Origin of the sequence: Streptomyces sp. NPDC048479, from assembly GCF_040651435.1 — a bacterium.
Lineage (GTDB): Bacteria > Actinomycetota > Actinomycetes > Streptomycetales > Streptomycetaceae > Streptomyces.
In genome coordinates this window covers 20163-36520 of sequence record NZ_JBEZKA010000015.1, presented here as the reverse complement: position 1 = coordinate 36520, position 16358 = coordinate 20163, and the positions used below count along the sequence as shown (strand labels likewise).

General features: G+C 68.9%; 13 protein-coding genes and 2 pseudogenes. 12 read left to right on the top strand and 3 right to left on the bottom strand.

Translation table 11 applies throughout. From position 1 onward, the window contains the following. Positions 1-29: 29 nt before the first annotated feature. The 4 genes from AB0D12_RS23040 to pgm all read left to right on the top strand — a co-directional run bounded on the left by AB0D12_RS23040 (position 30) and on the right by pgm (position 6001). Positions 30-1523, top strand: coding sequence for an APC family permease (locus AB0D12_RS23040; protein ID WP_362686358.1), 1494 nt, complete (start codon positions 30-32; stop codon positions 1521-1523). Positions 1524-1559: 36 nt separating this feature from the next. Continuing rightward, complete coding sequence (locus AB0D12_RS23035) at positions 1560-2534, top strand: hypothetical protein (protein ID WP_362685885.1); 975 nt, start codon at positions 1560-1562, stop codon at positions 2532-2534. 6 nt (positions 2535-2540) lie between these two features. Further along, the gene (gene paaN / locus AB0D12_RS23030) at positions 2541-4238 is read left to right on the top strand and encodes a phenylacetic acid degradation protein PaaN (RefSeq protein WP_362685883.1); all 1698 of its coding nucleotides are present in this window, start codon (positions 2541-2543) and stop codon (positions 4236-4238) included. 122 nt (positions 4239-4360) lie between these two features. Beyond that, positions 4361-6001: a phosphoglucomutase (alpha-D-glucose-1,6-bisphosphate-dependent) gene (gene pgm, locus AB0D12_RS23025; RefSeq protein WP_362685882.1), complete on the top strand. Its 1641-nt coding sequence runs from the start codon at positions 4361-4363 to the stop codon at positions 5999-6001. 57 nt (positions 6002-6058) lie between these two features. Here the strand turns inward: pgm and AB0D12_RS23020 are convergent, their stop codons facing one another. After that, positions 6059-8380: a collagenase gene (locus AB0D12_RS23020; RefSeq protein WP_362685879.1), complete on the bottom strand. Its 2322-nt coding sequence runs from the start codon at positions 8378-8380 to the stop codon at positions 6059-6061. 169 nt (positions 8381-8549) lie between these two features. On the opposite strand from AB0D12_RS23020, the gene AB0D12_RS23015 reads away from it, so the two are divergent. The 5 genes and pseudogenes from AB0D12_RS23015 (at position 8550) to AB0D12_RS22995 (ending at position 13398) form a co-directional block, all read left to right on the top strand. Further along, complete coding sequence (locus tag AB0D12_RS23015; RefSeq protein ID WP_362685876.1) at positions 8550-9914, top strand: aminopeptidase P family protein; 1365 nt, start codon at positions 8550-8552, stop codon at positions 9912-9914. Between the two features lie 200 nt (positions 9915-10114). Beyond that, positions 10115-10451 (top strand): annotated as a pseudogene (locus AB0D12_RS23010) ((2Fe-2S)-binding protein); the annotation flags it as partial. Positions 10452-10525: 74 nt separating this feature from the next. Next, positions 10526-11434: a dihydrodipicolinate synthase family protein gene (locus tag AB0D12_RS23005; RefSeq protein ID WP_362685873.1), complete on the top strand. Its 909-nt coding sequence runs from the start codon at positions 10526-10528 to the stop codon at positions 11432-11434. Positions 11435-11450: 16 nt separating this feature from the next. Beyond that, positions 11451-12452 (top strand): proline racemase family protein, encoded by a 1002-nt coding sequence (locus tag AB0D12_RS23000; RefSeq protein ID WP_362685870.1) that lies wholly within the window; start codon positions 11451-11453, stop codon positions 12450-12452. A gap of 223 nt (positions 12453-12675) precedes the next feature. Continuing rightward, positions 12676-13398 (top strand): GntR family transcriptional regulator, encoded by a 723-nt coding sequence (locus AB0D12_RS22995; protein ID WP_362685867.1) that lies wholly within the window; start codon positions 12676-12678, stop codon positions 13396-13398. A gap of 111 nt (positions 13399-13509) precedes the next feature. Here AB0D12_RS22995 and AB0D12_RS22990 read toward each other — a convergent pair whose 3' ends face one another. Next, a complete protein-coding gene (locus tag AB0D12_RS22990) occupies positions 13510-13887 on the bottom strand; it encodes a hypothetical protein (protein ID WP_362685864.1) in 378 nt (125 codons plus the stop codon). A 344-nt stretch (positions 13888-14231) separates the two neighbouring features. Here AB0D12_RS22990 and AB0D12_RS22985 point away from each other — a divergent pair, with 344 nt between their 5' ends. From AB0D12_RS22985 to AB0D12_RS22975, 3 genes and pseudogenes are all read left to right on the top strand, one after another. Further along, the gene (locus AB0D12_RS22985) at positions 14232-14792 is read left to right on the top strand and encodes a hypothetical protein (protein ID WP_362685861.1); all 561 of its coding nucleotides are present in this window, start codon (positions 14232-14234) and stop codon (positions 14790-14792) included. 55 nt (positions 14793-14847) lie between these two features. Beyond that, entirely contained in the window at positions 14848-15351 is a 504-nt protein-coding gene (locus AB0D12_RS22980) for a hypothetical protein (RefSeq protein WP_362685858.1), read from the top strand. A 197-nt stretch (positions 15352-15548) separates the two neighbouring features. Beyond that, positions 15549-15662: pseudogene (locus AB0D12_RS22975) on the top strand (transposase); the annotation flags it as partial. Positions 15663-15669: 7 nt separating this feature from the next. Here AB0D12_RS22975 and AB0D12_RS22970 read toward each other — a convergent pair. Next, complete coding sequence (locus tag AB0D12_RS22970) at positions 15670-15939, bottom strand: WhiB family transcriptional regulator (RefSeq protein ID WP_362685855.1); 270 nt, start codon at positions 15937-15939, stop codon at positions 15670-15672. Positions 15940-16358 lie beyond the last annotated feature (419 nt).

The following is a 16358-nucleotide window of genomic DNA, read 5'->3' as shown; positions in this document are numbered from 1 at the left end:
GTTTCACTTGAAAGGCACGTCCGTTGAGCATGAGATCCGGCATCGGTGGCGGTCTGCGGGCGGATGCCCTCAGCACGTACGACATGGTGGTCATGGCCGTCGCGGGCTGTGGTCCGGCATACACGGTCGCCGGAACGATTCCCGCGCTGATCGCCGCCGTCGGTGTGGCAAGCCCCGCGGCTCTGCTCTATTGCGCCATACCGGTGATCGGCATCGCCCTGGCCTACCGGCAACTCGGCCGCGTGGACCCCAACGCGGGGGCCGCATACAGCTGGGTCGCCCGGTCGTTGCACCCCTTCCTCGGGTTCCTGTGCGGCTGGTCGCTCGTGGTCGCCTGCACCGTCTTCATGGCGTCCAGCACCGTGCCCGCCGGCAATGCGACGCTCTCACTCGTCGCGCCGAGCCTGGTCGGTGACCCAGTGCTGGCCGCGGTCGTCGGCTCCGGCTGGTTCCTCCTGATGGCAGGGGTGGTGGCGTACGGAGCCCGGATCGGAGCCCGCGCGCTGGCCGTCATCACCGCCGTACAGCTGTTCCTGTTGATCGGCTTCGCGGTGGCTGCGCTGCTGTCCGACGGGAGCGGGGCGGAGTTCTCCCCCTCCTGGTTCGGCTTCAGTCACTTCGAGGGACAGGAATCCTTCGTGACGGGCGCGCTCATCGCCACCTTCGCGTACTGGGGGTGGGACGTGACCAGCAATCTGGGTGAGGAGACCCGGCGCGGCTCGCGTGGTTCGGGGTTCGGCGGGGTCATCGGTGTGGTCCTGGCGTTCCTGCTGTTCGCGCTGATAGCCGTCGCGGTCAACGTCCTCATGACGCCGACCGCCGTGTCGAGCGCCCCGGAAGGCATTCTGATCGCGCTCGGTCAGCAGGTCTGGCCAGGTGTAGGCGGCACGTTGCTGGTGCTCGCGCTGCTGCTGTCGACGGTCGCCATGCTGGAGACCGCCCTCATCCAGGCCAGCCGCACCCTGTTCGCCATGGGCCGGGACAGGACGCTTCTCCCCGTCCTGGGCCGTATCCACGCCAAGCGGCACACGCCGTGGGTGGCCACCGCCACCATCGCGGTGGCCGCAAGCACGCTCGCCATCGTCGAGGCCGCCCGACTGAAGCCCGGCGAGTCGCTGCTCTCGGACGCGGTCAGTGGCGTGGGTCTGCAGGTCACTTTCTACTACAGCCTCGCCGGACTGAGTGCCGTCGTCGTCCACCGCAAACTTCTGCGCACCTCCGCGTCCAACTTCCTTCTCATGGGACTCTGGCCGCTGGCCGGCGCGTTGTTCATGCTGTGGATCATGATCGAGTCCGTTGCCTCCCTGAGCACGTCGGCGCTGATCATCGGGTTCGGCACGCTCGCCCTGGGACTCGCGCCGATGCTCACCGCGTGGCTCCGGCAGCGGCCGTACTTCGAGCCCGGGCGCCTCGACGCCGACCGGGCGCGCGCCATGGACGATTCCTTCGGCGGCGCGGACTCCGACGAGACGCACGCCGTCAACCTGACCAGGAACCAGGACGAGCTCCTCACCGACTTCTGACTCCAGTTCCGCCTTCTCATTCAAAGGACGCCTGCCATGGCCCCGGCCTGGAACCGAAGACGCTCCGCGGCACCTCACTACGACCAGACCTTCGGCGACAAAGCGCTGTCCGCAGCATGCGAGGACATGGTCATGGGCCGCTGGGAAGGCGCACACGATCTGCTGGCCACCGGCCCCCACAAGGACTGGGACCGCCGCAGTCACCGCATCCGGCTGCTGGCCCACACCGCCGCCGACAAGCGGATCGTGGAAGCCTGGCAGACCGCCCAGCCGAACAGCGCGGACGCCGTCGTACTGCGGGCGGACACCGAGGTGATGCGGCTTTTCGCGGCCGCCCGTACGGGAACCCTGCCCGGACCCGACAGCCTGGACCGCACGGCCCACATCTGTCTCAACGCCTCCGAGGCCTTCCCTGAGGACCCCCATCCCTGGGTATCGCTGATCACGCTGGGCCGGCTGTACGGCAGCGGGAACCATTCAATGAACCGGTGGTGGCCGGAACTCCTGGCCCGCGACCGGTACCACCGCGAGGCGCACCATCAGGCTCTGCGCTACATGTCGGCGCGCTGGCACGGCTCGCACGGCCAGGCCTACGCCTTCGCCCGTGACTGCGCGGTCTACGCACCGGCCGGCTCCCCGTTGCTGGTCATGCCGCAGATCGCTCGCGCGGAGGAGTTCCGGCACCGCACCGAGACCGAAGGGGCCAGGCCGCACACCATGGTCGGCTACTGGGCCGGGGAGCGCTGGGATCTCCTGGAGACCATGGAACGCTGGATAGCGGTCCGATCCCCCATCGAGGGGGCGCAGGACGTCGCCGATCTCAACCATCTCGCTCACGGTCTCGCGCATGCCGGACTTCTCGTCGAGGCCGCGACGGTCTTCGATCTGCTCAAGGGACGGGCCACCCGGGCGCCCTGGTCGTACACGGGCGACGCGGAAGCGGAGTACATGCGCTGGCGCGAGCGGGCGTCCCGTGCGGCGTCGGAGCAGACGGATCCCCGGAAAGGCTGACCTCTGATGCGTACCGGCTCCTTCAACGAGGGCAGCCTGCTGGAGCAGGCGGTGCAGGCTGCCGTGAGCGGTGCTGGTTTCGCTCCGTTCACCGAGGGGCCGGCCGGTGCTGTCGACCGTCGCAGAGGGGCGGCGCACAGTGCGGGAGCGGTCTTCCGGTCGATGCTCGGGAAGGACTTCAGCCTGGGGCAGCCCGGTGCCCGTGAACGGGTGGGGACCGAGTCGTCTCCGTACGGCTTCAGCCTGGGCGTGCGCTATCTCCGTTCCGAACCCAGTGAGTTGGTGGAGGCGGCGGTGCGGGCGACGGCGGGCTGGCGTGCGGCGGGACCGCGGCGCCGGGCCGGGCTCGCGGTGGAAATGCTCTGCCGACTCCATGACCGTAGCCATGAGATCGCGCACGCGCTGCATCACACCACTGGGCAGGCGTACACCACCGCCCACCGGTCGGGCGGTCCGCACGCGCAGGACCGGGGACTCGAGGCGGTGGCCCATGCGCTGACCGAGTCAGTGCGCAGACCCGCCGCCCTGTCCTGGGAGCATCCCGGCAAGTTGGGCGGCCCCGTGCAGATGGACGGCACGTGCACTGTCGTCCCGCGCGGCGTCTCGTTGCTCATCGGCTGCCCGGACTTCCCCACCTGGAACGGCTATCCGGGCCTCTTCGCAAGCCTGGTGACCGGGAATCCGGTGATCGTCAAGCCCCACCCCCGGGCGGTCCTGCCGCTCGCGCTGACCGTACAGGTCGCCAGGGACGTACTGGCGAAGGCGGGGCACGATCCCAACGTGGTGACACTGATGGCGGAAAAGCCCGGTGAGAAACTGGCGTCCCGGCTCGCGACCGACCCCGCGGTCCGACTCATCGACTTCACCGGCTCGGCCCGGTTCGGCGACTGGCTGCGGCGCAACGCCCGTCAAGCCGGCGTATACGCCACACCGGTCGGGGCCAACACGGTGCTGGTCGACTCCACCGACGACTACCGCCGAATGCTGCGCGAGCTCGCACTGTCCCTGTCGCTGTGCAGCGGCCAGAGCTGCACCGCGCCGCAGAACATCCTGGTGCCTTCCGGCGGGATCACCACCAACGAAGGCCACAAGCCCATAGGGCGGTTCAGCGTCGATCTGAGCCGCGCCGTGAAGCGGCTCCTGGCGGATCCGAGGCGTGCGGCAGGGATTCTCGGGGCAATTGGCAGCGACCGCATCCGCAGCTCCCTCGCGCATGCGGCCGAATGCGGGGTGGTGGTGCACGCATCCCTGCCGGTCGCACACCCCGACCATCCGGCGGCGGACATCCGTACCCCGCTGATCGTCCGGCTGGAGGCACACGACGAGCAGGTGTACTCCCGCGAATGGGCCGGGCCCGTCTCCTTCGTGATCGCCACCAAATCGACCTCGCAGAGCCTGGACATCTTCCGCCGCACCGCGCGCGGACACGGCGGCCAGTACGCCTCGGTCCACTCGACGGACCCGCTGGTCCTGGGGGCCGCCGAGGCAGCATCGCTCGACGCCGGAGTACATCTGTCGGAGAACCTCGCCGGTAATGTCTTCATGGACCAGTCGGCGGTGTACGGCGACTTCTGCGAGGCGGGCGCGCCCGCGGGTGCTCACACCTCCCTCGCGGACCCCTCCTTCGTCACCGGCCGGTTCCGTGTCGTGCAGGCCCGCCGCCCTGCGGCCCCGGTACTGGGCGTGAGCTCTGTCGGGGCGTAAGAGCCCCTCGCGCGGCTAATTCCCCAATGGCATATCCGTCCGAGGCGCGGTCGCATGAAACGCCATTGAGGCGCGATCATTGCCTGGGGCCGAGACACCGGTCGCGGAGGAGGAGTGGACTGATGCTGAACGAACGCGCGGGACAGCCGGCGCGGCCTGAGGATCTCGTCGATGTCGCCCGGCTGGTGACCGCCTATTACGCATTGCACCCCGATCTCGCCGACCCCTCCCAGCGCGTCGCCTTCGGCACGTCGGGGCACCGCGGGTCTTCCCTCGCCACTGCTTTCAACGAGGATCACATCGCCGCGACGAGCCAGGCGATCGTCGAGTACCGGGCCCGTCAGGGCACCGACGGGCCTCTGTTCCTCGGCGCGGACAGCCATGCGCTGTCGGAACCGGCCCGCGTGACCGCCATTGAGGTCTTCGCGGCCAACGGAGTGACCGTACTGATCGATACCGAAGACGGATACACCCCCACTCCGGCCGTGTCGCACGCGATCCTTACCCACAACCGCGGGCGTGCCTCCGGGCTGGCCGACGGTGTGGTGGTCACCCCCTCGCACAACCCGCCGGCGGACGGCGGGTTCAAGTACAACCCGCCGAGCGGAGGGCCGGCCGGCTCCGAGGCAACCGGTTGGATCCAGGAGCGCGCCAACCAGATCATTGAGGGAGATCTGAAGGATGTGCGCAGGCTGCCCTATGCCCGCGCGCTGGCCGCGTCGACCACCGGGCGGTACGACTTTCTCGGCTCCTACGTGCGGGACCTGCCGTCGGTACTCGATCTGGACGCCGTGCGCGCCGCGGGCGTGCGGATCGGTGCCGACCCCCTGGGAGGCGCGTCGGTCGCGTACTGGGGCCGAATCGCCGAGGAGCACCGTCTCGACCTGACGGTGCTCAACCCGCACACCGATCCGACGTGGCGGTTCATGACCCTCGACTGGGACGGCAAGATTCGGATGGACTGCTCCTCCCCGTACGCGATGGCGTCACTGATCGAGGGCCGCGACCGCTTCCAGATCACCACCGGCAACGACGCGGACGCCGATCGGCACGGCATCGTCACGCCGGACGGCGGACTCATGAATCCCAATCACTATCTCGCCACCGCGATCGACTATCTCTTCAGCCACCGCGAGCAGTGGCCGGCCGGTGCCGGCGTCGGCAAGACGCTGGTGTCGTCCGGCATGATCGACCGGGTGGCCGCCGACCTCGGTCGCGAGCTGGTCGAAGTACCCGTGGGTTTCAAGTGGTTTGTGGACGGGCTGGCCGAGGGCACCCTGGGCTTCGGCGGTGAGGAATCCGCCGGTGCCTCCTTCCTGCGCCGCGACGGCTCGGTGTGGACCACCGACAAGGACGGCATCCTCCTGGCGCTGCTCGCGTCCGAGATTCTGGCGGTGACGGGGCAGACACCGAGCGAGCACTACGCGTCGCTCACGGCCCGGTTCGGCGAGCCTGCCTACGCCCGCGTCGATGCTCCCGCAACCCGGGAGGAGAAGGCTGTGCTGAGCCGCCTCTCCGCCGACCAGGTGACGGCCGACTCCCTCGCCGGGGAGCCGATCACCTCGGTGCTCACGCACGCTCCGGGAAATGGGGCTCCCATCGGAGGTGTCAAAGTCACGACGGACAACGCCTGGTTCGCCGCACGCCCTTCGGGCACGGAGGACGTCTACAAGGTGTACGCCGAGTCCTTCCTCGGACCCGAACACCTGACCCGTGTGCAGGAGGAGGCACGTTCCCTTGTCTCTGCGGCCTTGGACGGTTGACCTCCTGGGTCGTACGGCGGTTGTGCCACGCGCCGGACGACCCAGGGGCTCATTCCGTCAGCTGCGCAGCGGGCCGTCGCAGGTGTAGTCGGCACTGCCGGCGCGGCCGTCCGTCCAGAGGTCGACCTTGCCGAAGTGGCAGTTCATATCGGCCAGGTTGGTGGAAGCGGGGCGAGTCCGATCCAGGATGAAGTAGTCGACCGTCTCGGACATGTCCTTGAAGATGCGGTCGGGGCTCGAGGCGTCGGTGAGGGTCGCGGTGATCCGGCCGGTGCAGACGAAGCGGCGCGTCGTCGGATCCGGTGCGGTCGCGCAGGTGGGACTGAGCTGGGTGGCGGTCGCGAAGGAGGCGCGGACGGCTTCCGCCGAGGAGTCCCTCAGCCGGTCGTTCGGATTGAACGTGGTGTTCGGCACGAAGAGTTTGTCCACCTGGGCGATCTGTACATCCAGGAAGCTGTCGTACGCGCGCTGCAGCGCCGCGTCCCCGCCCAGGCGGTTCCGCCAGGCGTCGAAGCCGGCAGGGTCGTCGGCGCGCAGGTACCCGTACATCTCGCGGATCAGCGACGGCCGCTCGGTCCACAGGAACTCGAAGAAGGTGCCCGCGTAGTCGTAGAAGCGGAAGCCGTCCCCGTCGTAGGTGGCGTGCAGCAACTGCTGCACGGTCATGCGCGGTCCGCCGCCCGCTGTGTCCTCGATGACGCCCTGCACCAGTGACTTGCGCACGGCGATGCCGTCGTCGCGGGTGCCGCCGTCGAAGAACTCGGCCGTGCCTTCGTCCATCGCGGTCGTGCGGTCGTCCTGGTACCACGGCCCCTCACCGAAGTAACCGGGCACCGCCCAGCGGCCGTTGAGGTAGTGCGTGTACTCGTGACGGAAGAGCTCCTCCAGGGTGAGCGAGGAGTCCTGCGGAACGCGCCGCTGGTAGGTGTAGAAGGTCGCGCCGCGCTCGATGTAGATGCCGCCGTTGTTGGTACCCATCCCGGTGAGCAGCGGGTGGTACGTCTCGTAGTCGGCGCGCGAGGCGTAGAGCACGATGTTCAGCGAGGTGTTGGTGTCACCGGCGAGCGGCGCGTCGGTGCCGAGGACGCGGTGGAACTGCGCCTTGACCTGCTTGCTCGCGTAGTAGAGCTGATCGACGGTGGCCCGGGCCAGCCCGGTACGGACCTTTATGGCGCCGTTGTCGTAGCTGTAGGTGTACGGGAAGATGCGGCGCTCGATGTCGTCCTTGCACACCCCGTACGGCTTGCATGCCTCGTAGAAGTTGAGCCAGCCCGCCACCTTGGCCCAGGGCTGGCTGCCCTCGCCGAAGTTGCGCGTGGTGACCGGCAGCAGTGCGCCCAGGCCCGAGACGGTCTCGGTCTTCAGTGCCTCGATCTGGCCGAAGCGGCCGTACTCGCCGAGCGCGTCCCGCACCACCCACTCGTTCGCTGTGCCCTTGAGATGGGTGTATCCGGCGAACTTCTTGAAGGCGTTGCGGTAGGTCGTGTTCCGGGTGACCAGCGTACGGAAGGAGGTGTCGTTGTTGCCCGGGTAGATGCCCAGGTAGTTGACGGAGAGCCCGGCGAGCGCGGCGCCGCCCCACGCCGGGTCCTTGTAGGTGGTGGTGTGGTACTGGTCCAGAGTGGCCAGCACCTTCTGGATCAGGCCGATCTGGGAGTGGCGCAGCCCCGGGCCGCTGCCCGCGTAGAGACCTTCGCGCAGGGTCTCGGCATTGGTGCGTGTCACGGTGAAGGAGCGGGCCGCTGTCCCGAAGGCGTTGATGGCGCGGCGCATGGCCTCGGTGGTCGGGGCGTCGGTGACGTCGATCTCGGCGCGTGAGAAGTCGTGGTAGACCACGGCGTGGAGGTAGGTGAACATCTCCAGGAGATGACTGCCGTTCTTCCCGTCATGAGCCGGGGAGAGCGTGGATATCCGTCGGGAGACGGCCTGGACGTGGGCATCGGACATGACAGGAGCGAGGCGGGCGTCCCAGGTCCAGATGAGGTTGCGCAGACAGCCGTCGGCGGTGACGGCCGGATCGGCGAGGAAGTCCGCGAACTGCTCCGGGCTCAGACGGGTGATGCCGTCCAGTGTGCAGGGAACTGCGAGAGCGCCGGCCGCCGTCTTTGCCGTACCTGCCGTACGGGCGCCGGGGACACGGCCCTCCGGCAGCCCGCCGGGCGCGGGCGCGGTACGGGTCGTGAAGGTGGGTGCCGTGGCGAGGCGTGCCACCTCGTCCTGCTGGTTGTGGCGTTCGACAGCCCCGGCGGGAGCGGCTGCCCGCTTCGGCTGGACGGGCGCCGCCGAGGCCTGGCCGAGCGGTGCGAGGGGGGCCAGCAGCGCTGCGGCCGTTATCACCGCGGCCAGCAGGGGTCTGGGGGCGTATCTGTTTCGAGACACCGATGTCTCCTGAGGGGGGCTTGGGGATGAAGTGCCGTGTCACAGGCAGCAGTTGAAGCGAGAGAGCAGCTGCCGCCATGTGACGTGTAACGTAGTAATGTGAAATTGCACTGACAACCCCTGTGCACACTCCACTTCGCCGGAACCTTGTCCCAGGGAGACGAATCCGATGACCGAACAGGCGCTCCGCACCGGAAGTCACGACTTGACGCCTTCCGCCGAGTTCCAGGCCGCCATGGCCCGCGACTGGGCCACCAGCCCGCTGCCCGGCGAGCTCCTTCTGCCCGCCGCCCGGTTCACCCCCTCCCGCCGCGCCCGGCTGTCCGCCCGCTTCCCCGGCGAACGACTGATGATCCCCGCGGGTGAGCTCAGGGTCCGTTCCAACGACTGCGACTACCGGTTCCGCCCGCACAGCGCGTATGTCTGGCTGACCGGACTGACCGGCGAGGACCAGGCGGGGCATGTGCTGGTGCTGGAGCCGTCGGGGCCGAACGGGCACGACGCCGTGCTCTACGTACGGCCCCGCTCCCCGCGCGACGACAGCGAGGAGTTCTACCGGGACCGCCGCTACGGCGAGTTCTGGGTCGGCCGGCGCCCCGACCTCGGCGAGGTGGAGCGGATGACCGGCATACCCTGCGCGCACCTGGACGCGTGCGGAAAGCTTCCTCCCGGCCGGGACGCGTCACACGACGCCGAACTCGCCTCCGTGCTGAGCGAATTGCGGCTGATCAAGGATGCCTGGGAAGTGGACCAGCTTCAGCTGGCAGTCGACCACACCGCGTCCGGTTTCGAGGACGTTGTCAGGGCACTGCCGCGTGCACTCTCGCATCCGCGCGGTGAGCGCTGGATCGAGGGGGTCTTCGGACTGCGCGCCCGCTCCGAGGGAAACGGCACGGGTTACGACACCATCGCGGCATCCGGCGCGCACGCCTGCGTACTTCACTGGATACGCAACGACGGCGCGCTGGACCCGCAGAAGCTACTGCTGCTCGATGCGGGCGTGGAGACCGACTCCCTCCACACCGCCGACATCACCCGCACCCTCCCGCTGTCCGGGCGCTTCTCGTTCCTCCAGCTGCAGGTGTACGAGCTGGTGCTGGCAGCCCAGGAAGCGGGAATGGCCGCACTCAGGCCCGGAGCGAGCTTCCGGGACTTCCACCGGGCGGGCATGCGGGTGATCGCCGAGGGACTGGCCGAGTGGGGAATTCTGAAGAGCCCGGAGGGCGATCTGCACCGGCGCTACACCCTCTGCAGCAGCGGCCACATGCTCGGACTCGACGTCCACGACTGCGCGCAGGCGCGCGTCGACACATATCTGGACGGCGTGCTGGAGGAGGGCAATGTGCTCACCGTGGAGCCGGGCCTGTACTTCCAGCCGGACGACGAGACGCTGCCGGCTGAGCTGCGCGGCATTGGAGTACGGATCGAGGACGACCTGGTGATCACCGAGGACGGTGCACGGCTGATGTCCGGCGCGCTGCCGCGGACACCCGAGGGGATCGAGTCCTGGATGGGCGCGCTTCTGGAGGGCTGACCTCCGTCCCATGGCGGGCGTCCGGCCGATCTTCGCAGCACCTTGGCAGCCCAAATACCATGTGACATATTACTCCTGTGTCCACAGAAAAATCCCCGGACGTCGTCATCGGGGCCGGCGCGGCCTGCGCCTTCCGCACAGCGCCGGCGGTCCGGGCGATCGCCGCACGGCTGTGCGGCACACCGGCCGTCACCGAGACGCTGCGCCGCCGCCGGGCCCGGATGCGCGCCTTCGCCGACGCGATGGGCGCCGCCCACGCTCCTGGTCCGGGGTGGGCCGGCCGGCTCACCCCGGACACCGACGTCTGCCGCTGCGAGCAGGTCACCGCGGGCCGTATCCGTGCGGCTGTGGACGACCTCGGGGCCCGCGACAGGCGCATCGTCAAGCTCATGACGCGCGCGCATGGGCTGGCGCCCGGGCCGTATATGCGGCCAAGCCGTGGCCTGCCCCGCAGGCGGAATCGAGTCCCCCGAACGACGGCCGCTCGCCACTCCGGTACCGCCCGATGTACCGACCGGGCTCGACCCCGCCGACTGAACCAACTCTGCGTACCCTTGCACACCCCGTAGGAGTGTTAATAAAATGTCACACCTCATCGAAGGGGATCCTTCATGACCTCCCACTCCTGGAGCAGCGCCCACCCGTGGCGCGGCATCATGGTCGCCACCGCCCTCCCGCTCCGCGACGACCTCTCCGTCGACTTCGACGCGTACGCCGAGCATGTCGCATGGCTCATCGCGAGCGGCTGCGACGGCGTCGTCCCCAACGGATCCCTCGGCGAGTACCAGACGCTCACCGACGACGAGCGGGCCCTCGTCGTCCGCGTCGCCGTGGATGCCGCCGGTGACGGAGCCCGGGTCATGCCCGGTGTCGCCGGCTACGGGAGCACCGAGGCCCGCCGCTGGGCCGACCAGGCGGCCGAGGCCGGAGCCGGCTCGGTCCTGCTGCTGCCGCCCAACGCATACCGCGCCGACGACCGTGCCGTATGCGCCCACTACGCGGAGGTCGCCCGGAGCGGACTGCCGGTCGTCGCGTACAACAACCCCCACGACACAAGGGTCGACCTCACCCCCGAGCTGCTCGCCCGACTGCACAGCGACGGCAGCATCGTCGCCGTGAAGGAGTTCAGCGGCGATGTCCGCCGCGCATACCAGATCGCCGAACTCTCCCCCGACCTCGACCTGTTGGTCGGCGCCGACGACGTCCTGCTGGAGCTCGCCGTCGCCGGAGCCGTCGGCTGGATCGCCGGCTACCCGAACGCCTTCCCGACCACCTGCACAGAGCTCTACCACGCCGCCGTCGCAGGCGACCTGGACACCGCGCTGCCCCTCTACAAGTACCTGCACTCACTGCTGCGCTGGGACTCCAAGGCCGAGTTCGTCCAGTCCATCAAGTTGTCCATGGACATCGCCGGGCGCCGCGGCGGCCCGGTCCGCCCGCCACGCTTCCCGCTCACCGGCGCCGTCGAGGCCGCTGTGCGCGCCGCCACCGAGAAGGCCGTCGCCGACGGCCATCACTGACCACAGGGGCCCACGCATGCGTACTCGCAATGTCTTCCATGCCGTCGACTCACACACAGAGGGCATGCCGACCCGTGTCATCACAGGCGGCGTCGGCGTCATTCCCGGCGCCACCATGGCCGAGCGGCGCCTCCACTTCATCGAGCACCTGGACAACATCCGCATGCTTCTGATGTACGAGCCCCGCGGCCACGCTTCGATGAGCGGGGCGATCCTTCAGCCGCCCACGCGTCCCGACGCCGACTACGGAGTCCTCTATATCGAGGTCTCCGGACTGCTGCCGATGTGCGGACACGGCACCATCGGCGTCGCCACCGTTCTGGTGGAGACCGGCATGGTGCCCGTGACCGAGCCGGTCACCAGGGTTCGCCTGGACACCCCGGCCGGTCTGGTCTCCGTGGACGTACACGTCGAGGACGGCGCGGCAAAGTCCGTCACCCTCACCAATGTGCCCGCCTTCTGTGTCGGCCTGGACCGCGCGGTGGATGTGCCGGGGTACGGGAAAGTGACGTACGACCTCGCCTTCGGCGGCAACTTCTACGCCTTCGTCGAACTCGACGCGCTGGGACTGCCCTTCGACCGGGCCCGCAAGGACGATCTGCTGGCCGCCGGACTGGCGATCATGGAGGCCATCAACACCGCCGACCGGCCGGTCCACCCGGAGCAGCCGGAGATCGGCGGGGTCAAGCACGTATATCTCGCCGCACCCGGCTCGGACGCGCACCGCTCCCGGCATGCCATGGCCATCCACCCGGGCTGGTTCGACCGCTCACCCTGCGGGACCGGCACGTCCGCCCGGATGGCGCAGCTGCACGCCCGCGGCCGGCTGCCACTGCACCGCGACTTCGTCAACGAGTCCTTCATCGGGACCGAGTTCACCGGCCGGCTGATCGAGGAGACCACCGTGGGCGGACTGCCCGCCGTGGTGCCCACGATCACCGGCCGTGCCTGGATCACCGGCACCGCCCAGTACTTCCTCGACCCGGACGACCCGTTCCCCGGAGGCTTTCTGCTGTGACCAACGCCGCCCTGCCGGATCCATGCCGCGTCCGCCGGCGTCGACTTCCAGGTGCCATTCGCGGTGCGCAGTCCTCCGGCCGTGGGACCGCGCGAACAGGGCCGCGCGACCCTGGAGTTCCACTCCCCCGGCCGCACCTACGTCCTCGCTTCCACACCCTCGCACCTGCGAAAGCAACGTGACATTGTACCCTGGTGATCCGCGGCAGTACGGAAGGAACACCATGGGGCACCTGAAGCAGCGCAACCTCATCACAACCCGGGAACGGCTGCGCGACCAGGTGGCCCACGCCCTGCGAGCCGCGCTCATTTCCGGCGAACTCCGCCCGGGCGAGGTCTACTCGGCGCCGGGGCTCGCGGAGGACTTCGGCGTCTCCGCCACCCCGGTCCGCGAGGCGATGCTCGACCTGGCCCGCGAAGGCCTCGTCGAGCCTGTACGGAACAAGGGGTTCCGGGTCACCGAGGTCAATGAACGCGACCTCGACCAGTACACCGAGATCCGCACCCTGATCGAGGTGCCGATGGTCGGCCGGATCACCCGCAGCGCCTCCCGCAAGGACCTGGAAGCGCTGCGGCCGGTGGCCGACGAGATCGTCCGCGCCGCCCGCGAGCACGACCTCATCGGCTACCTGGAGGCCGACCGCCAGTTCCATCTCAGCCTGCTCGGCCTCACGGGCAACGAGCGTCTCGTCGAGACGGTCGGCGATCTGCGCAAGCGTTCCCGTCTCTACGGACTGACGGCCCTGGACGAGCGCGACCAGCTGCTGCCGTCCGCCGAGGAGCACCTGGAGCTCCTCGATCTGATGCTGGCCGGTGACGCAAAGGCCGCCGAGGCCTGCATGACCCGGCACCTGGGCCATGTGCGCTCCCTGTGGGCGGAAGGCCGGAAGGACGCCGAACCCACCGCAGCGCGCCGGCCCCGGCGGAAGTCCGCCGCCGCGGGCTGACAGCAGGGGCGACCCGGCGAACTTGAGGCCGCCGGGCCGCCCCGGGTCTACGTGGACGTCACTCGCCCAGAACGCGTTGCGGATCGAACGGCCTGACTCCTATGCGTTGTTCTACTTGCTCTCTTTGAAACACACCACGAATGACTCGGCACCGACCTGAGTGAGGGAACCTGTCGCGCCGGTGACGTCCGAGCACGCGAGAGTACCGGAGACCGCGTCCTTGACGGTCTTGAGCACGGTGTAGTCGGCGTGGGCATCCGTGCAGCCGAGCTTCTTGACCTCCGGGGTCTCTGTGGTCCCGGTGTTCTGGAAGCAGTCGCCCGCCTTCAGTGTCCCGGCGTCGTCCTTCGAGTCGTGCGGACCGAAGACGGAAAACGCCACCAACCCCGCGACGACGACAACCAGCCCCAGCAGGACCAGACGGTTGCGCTTGCGGGGCGCGTCCGTAACCAATGCGATCGGCTCATGCAGGGGCGGAGTTGCGGACACAGGTGGTGCTACCTCCGACGGGGTGATGGACAGGCAGGTGCAGGCGACCCTAGCAACCCACCCGTCACCCTTGTTGATCGCATCCGGTCGGGCCGGACGGGAGTATCGCCGGTCATCGCGGACGTGGAGGCGGTGAATCCTTCTCAGGCGCGGCTGCTTCTGCGCCGGACCCTGGTCGGGCTGTCCGGCGCAGGCTGCGTCCGGAGGAGCGATTCACTCTATTACTCTATAATTGTCACGATTGGCCCCTATTGTTAAATTCGAGCTAACGCACCCCGAGGGGTGGCCGAGACGCTTCGGTCACTGCACTCGGAACCCGCCCTCGGCTGCCAGTGGAGGATGCGATGGACACGACGTGGACGATCGTCATCATCGTGGTCGCCGTGATCGTGGTGGTTCTGGTGGCGCTGGCCGTGCGGAGTATGGCCCAGCGTCGACGGCTGCAGGAGCGCTTCGGGCCGGAATACGAACGCACCGTCGAAGCCCAGGACAGCCGTCGAGCGGCCGAGCGTGATCTGACCGCACGAGAGAAGCGCCACGAGAATCTGGAAATCCGGGCGCTGCCGTCGACCGTCCGGGACCGGTACGCGCGGGACTGGGCCAGTGTGCAGGAGCACTTCGTGGACGGCCCCGACCAAGCCGTGGGCGAGGCGGACCGGCTTGTCACCACCCTGATGAGCGAGCGCGGCTACCCGACCGAAGGGTACGAGCAGCAATCGCGGGACCTGTCCGTCGAGCATGCCCGCACGCTGGAGCACTACCGCGCGGCCCACGAGATCAACCTGCGCACCGGCAGCAGGGACACCTCCACAGAAGAACTGCGGGGCGCGATGGTGCACTACCGGGCGCTGTTCGAGGAACTGCTGAAGGACGACACCACTTCATCGGATGAAGGACGCCGATGACCGGCGAGCATGGACAACATCCCGTCACTTACCAGTCCATGGAGGTGGAAGCGACATGCAGGGAGAAGGCGGATTCGGGCGCGACGACCGTGTCGCACCCGGCGAGGAGAGGCTTTCCACTGAGGACATAGCCCGGCCCCAGCCAGAGCCTGCGGAGCCACCGCCCCTGGACGACCCGATGCCAGTCGCCGATCCCGGCCGCGCGGAGCCGAGAAGCAGAATCACGGACGCGCCCGGTGACCAGCGGCCCGCCGCCCATCAGCCCGCCGGATCGGGGCAGGAGGACGCAGCTGTTCCACTCCTCGGGTCCCGGGAGGCGGAAGAGCTGCGTTCGCGGTGGAGCGAGATCCAGCAGGGCTTCGTCGATGACCCTCAGGAGTCCGTGCGGGCAGCAGACGGGCTGGTTGCCGAGGTCATGCAGCTGCTCGCTTCGACCTTCGCCGACCACAAAGACAGGCTCGAAGGGCAATGGCACCAAGGGAATGAGGTCGCCACCGAGGATCTACGGATCGCCCTGCGGCAGTACCGGTCCTTCTTCGACCGCCTGCTCACCACCTAGCCGGCAGGACTCCGTCAGGTCTTCCCGAGGACTTCCTCGGGAGCATGGGTGGACCTGTGGATCTGCGCCAAGTAGAGGGTATGCGGCGTGAGTTGGCGGAGTTCGTGACTGGTGTGTTCGTGTCGGCGCCGCGGCGGGTCGCCGAGCGGAGGGGTCCGTTGATCGGTCCGGGTGCCTGAGTGGTCGATGTGTCGCTTCCCAAGGACGGCCGTATGCCGGTCGGCGTCGCCCCGAAGTACTGCGGAGCCTTGGGCAAACAGGCCAACTGCCAGGTCGCCGTGAGCGTGCACGCGGCTCCCGACGTCTCCGCCACCACGGCTAGCCGGCGCTCCGCGCCTGGGACCGCCGCCGGGCCGTCCGGCGCTTGAGCGCCCGGCGCTCGTCCTCGCCGAGTCCGCCCCACACACCGGAGTCCTGGCCGTGCGCCACGGCCCACTCCAGGCACGGCTCCTGGACCGGGCACCGGCGGCAGACGGACTTGGCCTCGGCGACCTGAAGCAGGGCCGGGCCGGTGTTGCCGACGGGGAAGAACAGGTCGGGGTCTTCGTCGAGGCATGCCGCTTCATGACGCCAGTTCTCGTTCTCCACGGGAGTTCCTCCTCCATTCGCAGATGATTGTCGGTTCCCTTACGGGTCGCCGACGATCGCCCGCTGAAACTGCCGAGGCGCATGCGAATGCTGGACTGTCCGAATCCGGCCGGTGCGCACCGGGGGTCCCGCCCGGTCGGCCGGCACCGGAGCGTTGTCCCGTCGAGTCTCGTTCCTGCGCTCTGCTGTCGGCGGCGGAGGCACGTAGCAGCGGCGGCGCCGCGGGAGCAGGTGCCTGCTCAGGACGGCCGGAGACCTTTCGTCGCTGCCGGGCGGGACCCTCTGCCTCGACGCGCAGCAGCAGCTTGCCGGTGCTCGTGCGACTGCCCATCAACCGGTGCGCCTCGGACGACGAACGGCTCGGCTGGGCGACCGATGTGCACTGGCCGGTCCCCGCCCGCCTCGACGACCGCCGCCGC